Consider the following 14,312-nt stretch of genomic DNA (forward strand, 5'->3'; position numbering starts at 1 on the left):
CATAAAGTGAAAAAATTGAAATATTTTTTTGTCCATTGTAGATCTAAGATGTTACAAAGATTTTGAAAAAGCTGTTTTCATGTTTGTAAGAGGTAATTACTAAATATTTACAGCCTTTAGAATAGGGAAATATCATAAAAAGTGTTAATTTAGATTTGTTTTAAATACCATCGCTTATGTACTCGAAATTAATATTTACTGCTCTGTTGTTTTCATTTTGTTCGGTATACGGGATTGAGGGTACAACCAAAATCACTTCTAATTTTAGTCTAGCTTTTCATCAAGATAATCCCAAAAAATTAGTGGGTAAGTGGATTATGGATGGAGATGAGGAAACATATATAGAACTTAAGTCTGATGGTACTGTTGTTGAAAAATCTATCGGGGAGCCCTTAGAACGTTTTTGGTCTGTTAAAGATGATAAACTCTGTCTAAAAGCAACCTTAGAAAATGGAGGAACAGAAATGTGCCTTGATTTTGTGCTCAAAGAGGACGCTCTTACTTTAGTGATGGATGATATGAAGCTGCCATATACTAGATTTAAAGGCTAATATATTTTCTGGATTTACTTCATATAAAAACATCTGCAAGCATCCATCTACTTTATTGGTGCTTTGAAACGAAATCCTAACGTAAAATAACAAAAATGGGCTAATACATCTATAATATTTAAGGTGTGTTTGATTTAGCAAAAACTGTTTGTCTTCTTTTTTTCTGGGTGTATAGCGGTATCGATAGAATATTTATTTCATAAAAAATTAATATTTTTTCACAGTGCTGTCCAAATATGGAAAACATGTTCGTCATGCATGTGTAAAAAATAATCTAATTAAAAATAAACAACATGAAAGAATTTATGTTTCTCTTTAAGGGAGGAGACGAAGTATGGGATACAAAGTCTCCAGAAGAACAACAAGAACACATGCAAAAATGGCAAGAGTGGATTGGTAAAATTGCAGAACAGGATAAATTTGTAGGAGGAGAGCGTTTAAAATCGGAAGGAAGTAGTGTTACTGATAGAGGTAAAAGTGTAATCGATAGGCCTCTTACAGAAGGAAAAGAACTAGTTGGAGGATATTTAAGAGTAAAAGCAGATTCTCTTAAAGAAGCTACCGAAATGGCCAAAGGCTGCCCAGGTTTTGAATGGGATGTTGTGGTTGTTGAGGTTCGTGAAATATGGCCCGAAGATTAGAAATGTATCAATAGGTTACATTTTTAATGATTTGAAGTTGAATTTAAATAAATAAAACATGAAAGAATTTTTATACATAATTCGGGGAGGACAAGAGCTTTATATGAATAATTCCCCTCAAGAAATGCAAGATCATATGGAAGATTGGCAACAATGGATGAATACTTTAGCTAAAAATGGTAAATTGGTTGGAGGGCAACCTTTAATGAATGAAGGAAAAACACTTATAGATTTTGGAAAAAAAACTATAGATCGTCCTTTGGCAGAAGGAAAAGAATTGGTTGGAGGGTATTTGTTGGTGAAAGCGACATCTTTAAGTGAAGCTGCAGAGATAGCTAAAGATTGTCCTAGTACCATATATGATTGTAGCATAGAAATAAGAGAGATTAGCCCTATGTAATACCTGTATTTTTGGAAGAAAACAGACACATAAATAATACGGTAAATCATATTTTCAGACAAGAGTCAGGAAAAATGGTTGCCGTATTAATTAAGATATTTGGAACCGAAAATATTGAGTTAGCCGAAGACGTAGTACAAGATGCTTTGATAAAGGCATTAGAAACCTGGAAGTATAGAGGTATACCCGATAACCCCAAAGCTTGGTTGTACAAAACCGCGCGCAACCGAGCCATAGATGTTATAAGACGTAATAAATATAGTAAACTTATCGATTTCTCAGATCCAGAAAAACAGCTTTTAACTTCTAGTTATACTCTTTCTGCTACAATGGATAAGTTTTGGAAAGAAGATAATATAAAAGATGACTTTTTAGGTATGATGTTCGCTTGTTGTCATCCTAAAATATCTCAGGAAAATCAAATAACCTTTATTCTAAAATCCTTATGCGGATTTAGTACAAAAGAAGTTGCCAAGTCTTTCCTTACTAGTGAAGATACTATTTCTAAACGTTTATATAGAACCAAAGAATATTTTCGTAAAAACAAAATACGTCCAGTTATTCCAGATTCGAATAAGATAGAAGAGAGAATTCATACAGTTTTGAGCACGATTTACCTGATGTTTAATGAAGGGTATAATTCTACTCATGATGATGATTTAATACGTAAAGATTTAATATCTCAAGCTATATTTCTTTGTAAATCCCTATTATCAACAAAAAAAACAGAGTTGCCCGAAGTTTACGCGTTGATGGCCCTAATGTGTTTTCATGCAGCTAGAATTGAAAGTCGTATTTCTAAAACAGGAGATTTAATACTATTAGATAGACAAGATCGATCTCAATGGAATCTTGCATTAATACACTCTGGTAGGATAAACCTGAACAAATCTTCCTTTGGAGATAGACTAACTTCATATCATCTAGAAGCCGCAATCGCCTATGAGCATTGTAAAGCTAAACAATATGAGGGCACCAATTGGGGTAAAATATTGGAATATTACAATTTGTTACTAAAAATCAATCATGATCCCATTATTGTTTTGAATCGTTGTTTAGTCGTTTTAAAGTTAGAGGGACCAAAAAAAGCTTTACAAGCCATTGAGGAAATTAAAGATGATAAGCAATTACAAAAGTATTACCTGTATCATTCAATTATTGGGGAAATTTATATGCAAATCGAGAAATTAGATACTGCAATAATTTGTTTTCAAAAAGCGATAAAACTTACTCAATCTAAACATGAAAAAAGGTTTTTACAATCCAAAATAGATCAAATTTGTCTATAAATTCTCATAGAAGTTCTATTTCATGAAAATAGGGGTAAAAACCCCTACAATATGTGAGGAAAACCGTATAGATTTGAGGTAATAAATACTTATGTTAGCACTTGAATACAGTTTGACAAAAAAATAAGGTTTGTAAGTTAGGAATTATATCCCCTTTTAATTTGAAAGTTAAGAGTACTACTAGCTAATAGATATATTCAGCTACCAACTTACTTTACCTAAAGTGATTACCCAGAATGAAAACTCTGTTGTTGGCAATGATAAATGGATTACTAAAAGCTAAAGAAAATCGGACAAAAAGAACGGATAAAATATTTCTTTCATCTTCAGATTCAGTATCTGGAAGAACTCTAATGATAGAAGAAGATGAATATAATGTTTTAGTTTATGTGCTTGAGCCTGATAATGCAGGAATAGATTTTATTAGCTTCCTTTGTACAGTAATCTATCCTAAATCTTATAACGCCGATTCTTCCGAGTTAGATGCAGATGCTTCTTTATTACCACGCGATTATATTAGTTCATTCGGGTTTATAATGAATTTAAAGAAGAAAGACCTCACTATTCATTGGCAGAGAGATTATGTTTCTATTCTTATAAAGGATAAAGTCTTTATGATTTTGGATCTTGCTGCAAAGGTGGGATATTCCAAAGGGCTTTTAAAGGCTTGTAAATATGGAAAGCCATTAGAGGAATAATGCTCTTCCTAGTATGTTGATTTTGGAAATCTGCTTTTTTATATAAAGTAAACGGTTACATATCCTTGATATGTAACCGTTTCAATTTCCTGTTAGTACATCTATATTATCTATGAATCGCATAACTTGATGATGCTGGTAGCGTTTTTAAAAAGTTAATAAATGGTTTAAGATGTAATCCGAATTTAAAGTATATAGTTCTCATAAGCATTAAATTTAAAATTGTTGTTTTGTTTCTTGTATACTATAAATCAATCCTCGTGCCAAAATTTTAAATAATTGATAATCAGTATTTTATTTCGTCTTATCCGACCTCTTTCTAAAATCAAGAATTAGTTTTTAGTATAATTTTTATATTAAAAAGTTATATTAGCAACTCGTTATAATTGTAATTTAATAACGAAACGTAAACCATATGAAGAACGGAGTTAAGTTTTGCTTACTCCGTTCTTTTTTTAATCATTGGATGATATATATGAGTCTTCCGTCCATATGATCGGCTACTCTACCATATGCAATTAGTGAAGCTCCAATAGTCCATTTATTGGCAATACGATACCAAAGAGAATACCTTTGGTATAATGGTTTACTTTGTAAAGTTTTGGGTCTTGTAACATATAACCCGAATTGCTGTAAGAAATAAAAATTTCCTACAGAGAAGTGATGCCCGGCGGTTATGGCTGAGTAAAAAGCAGATTCGTCTAGAGTTTCAATTTGTGCCCGTTTTCGGTCAGACCAATCGTACCAAAGTTCACTGCCTACATTAAATCCGTTAATTCTAGATAAAGGCTTCAAAGCACCACCAGATATCCCTATTAAAGGGTGATTGGTGGATTCGGCTTCTCTATCGGCAGATCTAAGACTGGCAAAAGAATTAAAATAATAGCTCCAAGATTTGTTATATTGTTTAATATGATCTGGTTTGGGTTCTAAATTTAGATTCCCCAATGCTCTATCTATGCCTATAGAAATAGTTGGGAAATTCATTCCCTTATTGGGTTGTTTTTGCCCTCCGTTCGAAATATGACTATAGTTCGCAAATAGGTTAACGGCATACTTATCATTCAAGTGATAATTTAATCCTAAAGAAAGTGCTAGGTAAAAACTGAGGTTTGTACTAAAAAGCACATTTTCGGGATTTGTTTCAGCATCAAAAACGGTGTCTAAGTAGGAGACACCAATAGATCCTCGTAAAGAAAGTTTTAACGGACCTTTGTAGGTGAAATAGGGCTCCACAAAATAATTTAGATTATAAGAACTACCCAAAACACTCGGGTTTGAATAATTAAAATATGCAAAAGAAAACCCTGTTCTTCCATAGCAAAAGCATGTTTTCCAGGCTTTGTCACTTGTTTTTAATGTGCTGGTCTCAATTTGAAACCCAAAAGGATTGGTTTGGGAAATTGGTTTTAAGTCTGGAGTATGAGCAATGATGAAACCATAGTGGGATTTAATACCGTAAAACCGATGTTTATCTTGGGCTTGGACAACCAAAACCCCAAATAAAACCAAAAATCGTATAGTTCTACATATAGACATTTCCAGTATAAGATACTGAATTTAATTATGTATTATGGTAAGAAAAGAATTTTTGATCCTAAATTTATCTACAGTTAAAAAGAACTGAGAAAGAATAAGTAAATAGCCAAAAGACCTGAAAAGAATACTGGTACTTAGTTCACTTCCACTATTGCCAAATATGTCCAATTACATGTTACAATTTGTAATTTGTTTCCCTCTGCTTGGCTGGCCCATGAACTAATTGAGAGTTGTACGTTTACTTGTTTTCAGGTCTTTTGATTGTTGTTATGCAGCAAGTTCATTAGTACTTGTTGCATATTTGCCTATCACCAGAGATCCCCATTTTGTACTGGTGTCAAATGTTATGAATATAGGACTTTGTGTTTTAAATGTTGTGATAATAGCTTCTAATTCAGATTCGTGAATATGAATACAAAGCGTCCCATCGGGATGCTGTTTATTTCTCGGTAACGATTTTCCATTTTTGATAATTCCAAAATACCCTAAGTATTTAGAATTTTCTCCGAATAAATGAACATACCCTTTTTGGTGCCCCCCACCAATTGCATAATTGCTTATAATTACAAGGTTGTATCCCTGTATTTTCTTTGTAATAACCATGTAGAATTTGGTTTTTAACTGTTATTTAATTCCCCCTTTTAATTAATTAAATAATTATCAATCAATATTCGTTCCAAAGTTAATTTTTAGATATATGCCCGGGTAGAGGTAAAACACCGATTTTTGGATAGGGGTATTTCCCCAGATGATTCTATGGGAGTATGTATTATTTAGTTTTAATTTCTAGGTTATTATTGGTATATGAAGAGAGGGTCAAAATGTTTTAGAAACATAAAAGCCCAAACCAAAGTTCTCTCCAAATTGTGGAGCAAAAGCTACACCTTTCATTTTTTTAAAGGGATTCCAATCTAACAAATAGTCAAAATGATATACAAGTTTAGTTGCTAATATACCGATACCAGCTCCTACTAACACATCTGATAGATAATGTGCATTATTCATCATTCTTAATCCACCTGTAGCAATGGCAAACGCATATCCGCTATAGGCTAAAAGGGTATTCGAGTCTTTGAATTCTTCGAATAATACGGTGGCAGTAGTAAAAGCAGTTGTGGTGTGACCTGATGGAAATGAATTTGCATGAGTAGAATAAATATCTTCATCTCCAGGTCTTTTTTTATAGATTTCCTTTTTTAATATAGTAGATGTTCCATTACTTATTATAGAAGCTAAAACTAGGTTTTTGGTTTGATCAAACCAATGGTTTTTTGATTGAGCGCCCAAAATATCAGCAGCATACATTTGAACAACAGGAGCGTATCTGGTGAAATCATCTACTTTGGTGTAGAAATTTTTCCCAACAGAACTCCTTATATCATTCTGTAAAGATTTTTCAAAATCGCTGTTTGATAATAAAATTCCGGTTGTAATTAGGGCTACAGGAATTATTCTTTCTTTAAAAAAGTTTTTCCTAGGTTTAAATTCGCGATCTTTAAATTGAGAACTTTTAAAATTGATAGACTTTTTTTGAGTTTGTGGGAGCTCTGTATATTGAGCACGACCTATCGATAACGATAAGCATAGTAGGATTAAGCATAGGGTAGTTTTCATAGGTTTTATTTTGGGGCAAATAAGGGAAACATGTGTCCAAGATAAAGTATTTTGAATCAAAAAAATGTTAAAAAATTAACTTTTTAATGTTAAAAATGTATTTAATCGATGTAAATGGCTTTTTAACGATGTTTTTTAACTGCTTTAGCAAATTCAAGACTGACTTATGATTTCGTACTCATGAAGTGTTTTATAATATTTTTTTTAAGATTAAAATAAAGTTATATAATTCAGTATTCTTTAAAAAAGGCGTATATTTGCACGCAATTAAATTTTAATTGCAATGACAGCACACGATTCCAAAATTATTGGAGAAGGTCTTACTTATGACGATGTTCTTCTAGTCCCAGCATTTTCAGAAGTGCTCCCAAGAGAGGTAAGTATTCAGGCAAAATTTACTAAAAATATAACGCTTAACGTTCCTATTGTTTCCGCAGCAATGGATACCGTAACCGAAAGTCGTATGGCAATTGCTATGGCTCAGGAAGGTGGTATTGGAGTGCTACACAAGAATATGACTATTGAGGAGCAGGCTATTAAAGTTCGTAAGGTTAAACGTGCCGAAAGTGGAATGATTATCGACCCAGTGACTTTACCGAGAGATGCAAAGGTAATTGATGCCAAGAATAGCATGCGAGAGCATAGTATTGGAGGAATTCCTATAGTAGATGAACAACATAAACTTATAGGTATTGTTACGAATAGAGATTTACGATTTGAAAAAAATGATGAACGCCCGATCTCTGAGGTAATGACAAGTGAGAATTTGGTTACTGTAGGTGAAGGTACATCTTTACAGGAAGCAGAGGTTATTCTTCAAAACAATAAGATAGAAAAATTACCAGTGGTAAATAAAGATAATACACTGGTAGGGTTAATCACTTTTAGAGATATTACCAAATTGACATTGAAGCCAATGGCAAATAAAGATAAATTAGGTCGTTTAAGAGTGGCCGCTGCTATTGGTGTTACTGGTGATGCGGTTGATAGAGCTGCTGCTTTGGTAGAATCAGGGGTAGATGCCGTTGTTATCGATACGGCCCATGGTCATACCAAAGGTGTGGTAACAGTGTTAAAAGAGGTAAAGGCTAGATTTCCAGGGTTAGATATAGTAGTAGGAAATATTGCTACGGGAGAAGCAGCAAAATATTTGGTAGAAGCAGGTGCAGATGCTGTTAAGGTAGGCATAGGCCCTGGTTCTATTTGTACAACTCGTGTGGTAGCAGGAGTTGGGTTTCCTCAATTTTCTGCTGTATTAGAAGTTGCAAATGCTATTAAAGGATCTGGTGTTCCTGTAATCGCAGATGGAGGAATAAGATATACCGGCGATATTCCAAAGGCTATTGCTGCTGGTGCAGATACAGTGATGTTAGGTTCCTTATTAGCTGGTACCAAAGAGTCTCCAGGAGAAACAGTAATCTATGAGGGAAGAAAATATAAAACCTACAGAGGAATGGGGTCTGTAGAAGCAATGAAGAAAGGATCAAAAGATCGCTATTTTCAAGATGTTGAGGATGATATCAAAAAACTAGTTCCAGAAGGTATTGTAGGTAGAGTAGCATATAAAGGAGACTTAATAGAAAGTATTCACCAATTTGTTGGAGGACTAAGAGCTGGAATGGGATATTGTGGAGCAAAAGATATTGCTACACTTCAGAAAAATGGACGCTTTGTAAAAATAACAGCAAGTGGAATTCATGAAAGTCATCCACACGATGTTACTATTACCAAGGAAGCACCTAATTATAGTAGAAGATAATTAGTCATAAAAATTTATAAAAAAATAGCGCTTCAAAATATTGAAGCGCTATTTTTTATGGTTTTAGAATCTTACTTACCTTCTTCGATTTTTATACCTAGTTTAGTCATTACTTTTTTAGTAAGATCAAAATTAGGATCTACATAAGCTAAACCACTTGTGGTAATGGTAAATACTTGAGTGTAAGATTCTGCTTTTGCTACTTCTTCTAAAGCTTTACCTATTTTTTGATATAGCGGTTGCAATAATTTGTTTTGCTCTATTTGTACTAATTGCGAACCATTCTGGCGAAATTTTGCTATTTCATTCTCCAGGTTGATAATTTCTTCCTGCTTTGTTTTTTTCATTGGTTCAGTAAAGGAAGTCACATTATCTTGGTAATCTTTGACTTTAGCCTGATAGTCATCAACTTTTACTTTTAATTGCTCCTCTAGCTTTTTGTTGTAAGCTTCTAAGTCAGTTTTGACCTTGGTTAATTCGGGCATTTTTGAAAGTATAAATTCACTATCTATTGTTCCTGTTTTCGATTGTGCACTTAGTTGAAAACTTACTGCTAATACTATTATCGATAGGATAAATTTTTTCATCTTGTTTTGTTTTCTGATTTTTAAAATTTCTGCAAATATATAAGGTCTAAGGCAATATCTGTACCAATACCATTTTTTTTGAAGATTTATTCTTGATATATCTGTCCGCGATGAGGTTTTAGAGCATCTCTAACTTTTTTCATTTCAGATTCTGTTACTACCAAAAATGCTATACTGTGCATTTCTGTTAGTTCAGTATATCCGGTGATTTGTAAAGATAGCCCTTCGATATTTATATATTCCTTTAAATGAATCTCATGATGTTGCGCAGTTTTACTTGCGGTAGGACCTCTAAAATCCCATATTAATTTTAATTTTTTTTCCAATTTCTTTATTTGTGCGTTATATATTAAATTAATTAGAATCGAGTACACTTTTTCCATTTTCGACAAAGCTCTTAAAATCTTGCATGTAAACATAGGATTGTTTTTTGAAAGCACTGGACATGAGAAAGCCTATAACTTTCATAAAACCACTAAATTTAAACTCATTTTTAGATATCCATTTGGTATTTCCATTAGGTTCTTCTTCAAAATAGTTCTCTTGAATATTGTATACGTTTTTGGCGTCAAAAGTAAGATGAAAAGCTTCGGGTAAGTCTAATAAGGTTATGGTCTCAATCATTTCTATTTCCCGCTTACCCATTTTGTAAACGAGCTTCGAAGTGGCGCCGGTTTTTCCTTTTTCACCGCTTAAATGTTCTATGCTTATTAGCCCTTTTTGCCAATGTTTCATGTTTTTTTCATTGTCGAATTTGGCGATGACTTCATTTCGGGGCAGAGCAATTTCTATCTCTAGGGTATACTCCATAATGTGTTTTCGTTTATTAGTTTGTTAGGTGCTTACAATATACATAGATCAGAAAAAAATTAAAAGGGAATACTAATTTCAGAAATACCTTCGTTAGGAAAGTAACTTGTAAAACATCTTAATATTATTATTTTTGTTCAGTTTACGGACTTTATCATAAAAATTATGCGCAAAAAGTCATTTTTATTTTTTTTAGGGCTTATTTTATTCGGGTTTATCAATGCACAACATACAAACGAAGTGTTATTAACTATTGATGATACCCCAGTATATACTTCAGAATTTAAAACGGTTTATTTAAAGAATATAGATCTTGTTCAAGACAATTCTCAGAAAGACATAGATGAGTATTTAAACTTATTTATCAACTATAAACTAAAATTAAAAGAAGCAAAGTTTTTAGGTTTAGATAAGAAAGATTCTTACCTGCAAGAATTGAAAGGTTATAAAAAACAGTTGGTTTCCGGTTATCTTACCGATACTCAGGCATCAGAAGCCTTGTTAAAAGAGGCTTATGAAAGATCACTAAAGCGAGTGAATGCAAGTCATATTTTGGTGATGTTGAGACCCAATAGTTCTCCAAAGGATACTATTGCGGCCTACGAGAAAATTGTTGAAGCTCGAGAAAAAATAATGGGTGGAGAAAAATTTGAAGATGTGGCCAAATTGTATAGTCAAGATCCTTCGGTAGCGCAAAATGGAGGCAATTTGGGATGGTTTTCTGTATTTAGAATGGTATATCCATTCGAAAATGCTGCCTATAACACCAAAGTTGGAGAGGTTTCGCAACCTTTCAAAACTCAATTTGGATATCATATTATTAAAGTACAGGAAAGAGAGCAAAGGTTAGGAGAAGTAACCGTAGCCCATATTATGATAGCGGTAAAAGAAAATAGATCTAAAGAAGATGCTAAAGAAAGAATTCTAGAAATAAAACAACAACTCAATCTGGGAGCATCTTTCTCTTCTTTGGCAAAACAATATAGCGATGATCCCAGTACTGCGGTAGATGGCGGTAGGATAAGGAGATTTGGGCAAGGAGCTTTGAATTCTGAAAAATTTGAGGATGCGGCGTTTGGACTAAAAAAAGAGGGACAACTTTCGGATCCGATAGAAACAAAATATGGCTGGCATATTATAAAACTTATTGAAAAACATCCGTTACAAACGTTTGAAGAGCAAAAGAATGCGCTTACAAATAGAGTGAAAAGGGATAATAGATCTAAGTTGGTAACAGAGTCTTTTATGAACAAGCTTAAAGAGAAATATGCTCTTAAGGAAAATGAAGAGGCTATTGCATATTTTATAGCAAAAGTCCCAGACTCAATTTCTGAAGAGAATTGGAGTGATTTAGAAGACAATTATAAGAACAAGGAGCTTTTTAGTATCAAAAAAGAAAAATATATCTATAAGGATTTTGCAGAGTATTTATATAATAGACTACTTCGTGTTGGAAGTACAGTCAACGCTTCTGTGTTTGTAAATCAAACATATAAGCAGTTCGAATCTAAGACACTTCTAAAATATTATGAAAATCACTTAGAAGAGGATAACGAGGACTACGCTAGAGTTATTAAAGAATACAGAGAGGGGTTATTACTTTTTGATCTTATGGAATCAAAAATATGGAACGCTTCAAAATTAGATTCAACAGGACTACTTGAATTTTACGAGTCAAGAAAAAAAGAGAAATACACACAAGAAGAAACCTATAAAGTCATTAAAGCTTCGTCTTCTTCAGATGCTGCAATCAAAGAAGTACAAAAGTTGTTTGAACAAGGAAAAGGAATTAAGGAGATCAAGGAAAATGTAAATAAAGGGGATGCAATAAGAGTACTCTTTACCGAAGAAGAATTAATAGCTGGAGGGAATAAACTCCCCAATGGTTTTTCTTCTAAAGAAGGTGATGTAACCATCGTCACTGAAGATAATTTTGTTACCTTAATAAAGGTTGAAGAGATTTTGCCAGCAAGAGTAAAAGCATTTGATGAAATAAAAGGGGAGGTAATTAACGATTTTCAGACCAGTATGGAAGATAATTGGATATCTCAACTCAAAACAAAATATCCTGTTGAGGTAAATAAGAAGGTGCTGAAAAAAGTTAAAAAGGATTTGTCTATATAAATGAAGTATCTCGCATTCATACTAATGATTTTGACAATGGCTTCTTGTCAGGATGTAAGAACAACCAAAAAAGAACCAATTGCAAGAGTAAACGAAACTTATCTTTATAAGGAGGATATTTTAGAACTTGTTCCTAAAAATGCATCAAAAGAAGATAGTACCAATATTGTTAATAATTATATCAATAATTGGGCAACTCGTCAATTGTTTATAGACCAGGCTAAGAGAAATCTTACCGAAAAAGAACTTAAAGAGTTTGACGATTTAGTGGCAAAATATAGAAGTACACTTTATATTAATGCATATAAAAACGCGGTTATCAGTAAATCTATTGATCTCAATATCACCGATGAGGATTTAGAAGCGTATTATGATAAAAATTTGGAAAATTTTAATCTTAATGAGGAGTTAGTACAATTACGTTACTTACATTTGCCACCTGATTATGGTGATATTGTTGCAACGCAGAGACAATTAAATCGTTTTAATGAAGAAGATGCCGAAGAATTAGCAGCAAAGAAAGTCGAGTATAATGCTTTTTCTTTAGACGATTCTACTTGGTTTAGGTTAGATGAAGTTGTCAATAAAATCCCAATTCTTAAAAAACAAGATAAAAGTCGATTTTTAAGAAAAGGCAAATACACGCAATTAAGAGATTCGACCGGTGTGTATATGGTAAAAGTTAAAAATGTCTTGAAACCAAATGAAAAAGCGCCTTTAACGTATATTAAACCTACGATAAGGCAAATAATTTTGAATAAGCGGAAGCTGGAGCTGATAAAAAAAATAGAAAAAGATATTACAAAAGATGCAGTCGAGAATAAACAATTTGAAGTCTATAACTAAAACATCTATATTTTGTGGAGTACTTTTCTCTGCATGCCTCGGGCAACTTAGTGCTCAAGAAATAATACCAGAAGAAACCGATTCAATTATCAAAAGCGATACTCTTGCGGCTGCTAATGATTCTTTGAAAGTTCAGGAGCCAGTGGTGAAAGAACCTTTTAAAAGAACGAAAATTGATGGTGTAGCGGCAGTAATTGGCGAGAGTGTTATTTTAGATAGTGATATTGATATAGCATATCAGCAGTTAATCAATGAGGGAGTCTCGAGTGGCGATGTGAGTCGTTGTGAGTTGGCAGGAAGCTTGTTTGAAAATAAGTTGTATGCCCACCATGCTGTGGTTGATAGTATAGTCGTAAGAGATGCTGAGATAAATTCTATGGTAGATCAACAATTGGCATATATGACCAATGAGTTGGGAACTGTAGAGAAAGTATTAAAGCTGTATAAAAAAGACAATCTCACCGATTTTAAAAAGGAGCTCTTCGAAATCAATAAATCGAATAGATTATCTGAAAGGATGAGAACAAAAATTATTGAGAATATAGAAATCACTCCTGAAGAAGTAAGAGAGTTTTTTGACGATATTCCTGAAGGTGAAAGACCTCAATTTGGAACTGAGGTAGAGTTGGCACAGATTGTTATAGAGCCAGAAATACCTGAGGAAGAAGAACAAAAAGTAGTTGATAGATTAAATCAGTTTAGAGAGGATATTGTTGAGAGAGGAAGTAGCTTTGCTACCAAAGCTGTTTTGTATTCTCAAGATCCAGGATCTAAATCAACTGGAGGAAAATATACCTTAGATCGCCAAACTAATTTTGCTAAGGAATTTAAAGATGTGGCTTTTAGTTTGCAAGAAGGAGAAGTAAGTGAACCTTTTCAAACAGATTTTGGATGGCATATCGTAAAGGTAGATAAAATTAGGGGTGAAGAAATTGATGTTCGCCATATCTTACTGATACCAGAAGTTACAAGAGCTAGTGTAGAAAAAGCAAAAACACAAATTGATTCTATACGAGGGAGTATTGTTTCAGGAAGTATCGAATTTAAAGAGGCTGCTAGAAAATTTAGTGACGAGAAAGAAACCAAAGAAGATGGAGGTCAGTTAATTAACCCAACAACTGGTGATACCCATTTTGAACTTACCAAAATTGACCCTATATTGTATGATCAAGTATCTAAATTAAAAACAAATGAAGTTTCTTTAGTCATTCCTGATCAAGACCGTCAAGGAAGAAAAAAGTATAAGTTGATAACTGTGCTAAACCGATATGATGAACATATCGCAGATTATTCCAAAGATTATCTTAAAATACAGGAGCTTGCATTAAGAAAAAAACAAATTGATGCAATTAGAAAATGGCAAAATGAAAAAATATTAGATACTTACGTAAAAATCAATGGTGAATACAGAGACTGTGCATATAGCGGTAACTGGTTAAAAAAAGAAAAATAAT

At 33.0% G+C, this 14,312-nt stretch carries 15 protein-coding genes; 9 read left to right on the forward strand and 6 right to left on the reverse strand.

Going from position 1 to position 14,312, the window contains the following annotated elements; translation table 11 throughout:
- Window positions 1–176: 176 nt before the first annotated feature.
- From M0D21_RS14165 to M0D21_RS14185, 5 genes are all read left to right on the forward strand, one after another.
- The gene (locus tag M0D21_RS14165) at window positions 177–551 is read left to right on the forward strand and encodes a lipocalin-like domain-containing protein (RefSeq protein ID WP_248330642.1); all 375 of its coding nucleotides are present in this window, start codon (window positions 177–179) and stop codon (window positions 549–551) included.
- A 293-nt stretch (window positions 552–844) separates the two neighbouring features.
- On the forward strand, window positions 845–1,192 hold the full coding sequence (locus M0D21_RS14170; protein WP_248330643.1) for a YciI family protein: 348 nt from the start codon (window positions 845–847) through the stop codon (window positions 1,190–1,192).
- A 58-nt stretch (window positions 1,193–1,250) separates the two neighbouring features.
- Window positions 1,251–1,592, forward strand: coding sequence for a YciI family protein (locus M0D21_RS14175; protein WP_248330644.1), 342 nt, complete (start codon window positions 1,251–1,253; stop codon window positions 1,590–1,592).
- Between the two features lie 11 nt (window positions 1,593–1,603).
- Window positions 1,604–2,881, forward strand: a complete 1,278-nt coding sequence (locus tag M0D21_RS14180; protein WP_248330645.1) for an RNA polymerase sigma factor — start codon at window positions 1,604–1,606, stop codon at window positions 2,879–2,881.
- 236 nt (window positions 2,882–3,117) lie between these two features.
- Complete coding sequence (locus M0D21_RS14185) at window positions 3,118–3,579, forward strand: hypothetical protein (protein ID WP_248330646.1); 462 nt, start codon at window positions 3,118–3,120, stop codon at window positions 3,577–3,579.
- Window positions 3,580–4,038: 459 nt separating this feature from the next.
- Here M0D21_RS14185 and M0D21_RS14190 read toward each other — a convergent pair whose 3' ends face one another.
- The 3 genes from M0D21_RS14190 to M0D21_RS14200 all read right to left on the reverse strand — a co-directional run bounded on the left by M0D21_RS14190 (window position 4,039) and on the right by M0D21_RS14200 (window position 6,732).
- A complete protein-coding gene (locus tag M0D21_RS14190; RefSeq protein WP_248330647.1) occupies window positions 4,039–5,118 on the reverse strand; it encodes an acyloxyacyl hydrolase in 1,080 nt (359 codons plus the stop codon).
- 267 nt (window positions 5,119–5,385) lie between these two features.
- Window positions 5,386–5,721 carry a hypothetical protein gene (locus M0D21_RS14195; protein WP_248330648.1) on the reverse strand — a complete coding sequence of 112 codons (336 nt, stop codon included), beginning with the start codon at window positions 5,719–5,721 and terminating at the stop codon, window positions 5,386–5,388.
- Window positions 5,722–5,934: 213 nt separating this feature from the next.
- Window positions 5,935–6,732, reverse strand: a complete 798-nt coding sequence (locus M0D21_RS14200) for a phosphatase PAP2 family protein (protein WP_248330650.1) — start codon at window positions 6,730–6,732, stop codon at window positions 5,935–5,937.
- 283 nt (window positions 6,733–7,015) lie between these two features.
- Here M0D21_RS14200 and guaB point away from each other — a divergent pair, with 283 nt between their 5' ends.
- Window positions 7,016–8,491, forward strand: coding sequence for an IMP dehydrogenase (gene guaB, locus M0D21_RS14205; RefSeq protein WP_248330652.1), 1,476 nt, complete (start codon window positions 7,016–7,018; stop codon window positions 8,489–8,491).
- 71 nt (window positions 8,492–8,562) lie between these two features.
- Here the strand turns inward: guaB and M0D21_RS14210 are convergent, their stop codons facing one another.
- The 3 genes from M0D21_RS14210 to M0D21_RS14220 all read right to left on the reverse strand — a co-directional run bounded on the left by M0D21_RS14210 (window position 8,563) and on the right by M0D21_RS14220 (window position 9,888).
- Window positions 8,563–9,078, reverse strand: a complete 516-nt coding sequence (locus M0D21_RS14210) for an OmpH family outer membrane protein (protein ID WP_248330654.1) — start codon at window positions 9,076–9,078, stop codon at window positions 8,563–8,565.
- Window positions 9,079–9,164: 86 nt separating this feature from the next.
- Window positions 9,165–9,404 carry a hypothetical protein gene (locus tag M0D21_RS14215; protein ID WP_248330656.1) on the reverse strand — a complete coding sequence of 80 codons (240 nt, stop codon included), beginning with the start codon at window positions 9,402–9,404 and terminating at the stop codon, window positions 9,165–9,167.
- A 28-nt stretch (window positions 9,405–9,432) separates the two neighbouring features.
- Window positions 9,433–9,888, reverse strand: coding sequence for an SRPBCC family protein (locus tag M0D21_RS14220; RefSeq protein WP_248330658.1), 456 nt, complete (start codon window positions 9,886–9,888; stop codon window positions 9,433–9,435).
- Window positions 9,889–10,053: 165 nt separating this feature from the next.
- Between M0D21_RS14220 and M0D21_RS14225 the strand changes: the two genes are divergently transcribed.
- Genes M0D21_RS14225 through M0D21_RS14235 form a run of 3 tightly spaced genes read left to right on the forward strand, consistent with a single transcriptional unit; the run spans window position 10,054 to window position 14,311 of the window.
- A complete protein-coding gene (locus tag M0D21_RS14225) occupies window positions 10,054–12,012 on the forward strand; it encodes a peptidylprolyl isomerase (protein ID WP_248330660.1) in 1,959 nt (652 codons plus the stop codon).
- On the forward strand, window positions 12,013–12,858 hold the full coding sequence (locus tag M0D21_RS14230) for a peptidylprolyl isomerase (RefSeq protein WP_248330662.1): 846 nt from the start codon (window positions 12,013–12,015) through the stop codon (window positions 12,856–12,858).
- Entirely contained in the window at window positions 12,821–14,311 is a 1,491-nt protein-coding gene (locus M0D21_RS14235) for a peptidylprolyl isomerase (RefSeq protein ID WP_248330664.1), read from the forward strand. Before M0D21_RS14230 ends, M0D21_RS14235 begins: the two co-directional genes overlap by 38 nt.
- Window position 14,312 lies beyond the last annotated feature (1 nt).

The sequence above is a fragment of the Aquimarina acroporae genome, assembly GCF_023195925.1.
GTDB lineage: Bacteria > Bacteroidota > Bacteroidia > Flavobacteriales > Flavobacteriaceae > Aquimarina > Aquimarina acroporae.

Bases quoted from the DNA above. Each gene is read 5' to 3' on its own strand.
- M0D21_RS14165 (WP_248330642.1), top strand. From the start codon at position 177: ATGTACTCGAAATTAATATTTACTGCTCTGTTGTTTTCATTTTGTTCG.
- M0D21_RS14170 (WP_248330643.1), top strand. From the start codon at position 845: ATGAAAGAATTTATGTTTCTCTTTAAGGGAGGAGACGAAGTATGGGAT.
- M0D21_RS14175 (WP_248330644.1), top strand. From the start codon at position 1,251: ATGAAAGAATTTTTATACATAATTCGGGGAGGACAAGAGCTTTATATG.
- M0D21_RS14185 (WP_248330646.1), top strand. From the start codon at position 3,118: ATGAAAACTCTGTTGTTGGCAATGATAAATGGATTACTAAAAGCTAAA.
- M0D21_RS14190 (WP_248330647.1), bottom strand. From the start codon at position 5,118: ATGTCTATATGTAGAACTATACGATTTTTGGTTTTATTTGGGGTTTTG.
- M0D21_RS14195 (WP_248330648.1), bottom strand. From the start codon at position 5,721: ATGGTTATTACAAAGAAAATACAGGGATACAACCTTGTAATTATAAGC.
- M0D21_RS14200 (WP_248330650.1), bottom strand. From the start codon at position 6,732: ATGAAAACTACCCTATGCTTAATCCTACTATGCTTATCGTTATCGATA.
- guaB (WP_248330652.1), top strand. From the start codon at position 7,016: ATGACAGCACACGATTCCAAAATTATTGGAGAAGGTCTTACTTATGAC.
- M0D21_RS14210 (WP_248330654.1), bottom strand. From the start codon at position 9,078: ATGAAAAAATTTATCCTATCGATAATAGTATTAGCAGTAAGTTTTCAA.
- M0D21_RS14220 (WP_248330658.1), bottom strand. From the start codon at position 9,888: ATGGAGTATACCCTAGAGATAGAAATTGCTCTGCCCCGAAATGAAGTC.
- M0D21_RS14225 (WP_248330660.1), top strand. From the start codon at position 10,054: ATGCGCAAAAAGTCATTTTTATTTTTTTTAGGGCTTATTTTATTCGGG.
- M0D21_RS14230 (WP_248330662.1), top strand. From the start codon at position 12,013: ATGAAGTATCTCGCATTCATACTAATGATTTTGACAATGGCTTCTTGT.
- M0D21_RS14235 (WP_248330664.1), top strand. From the start codon at position 12,821: ATGCAGTCGAGAATAAACAATTTGAAGTCTATAACTAAAACATCTATA.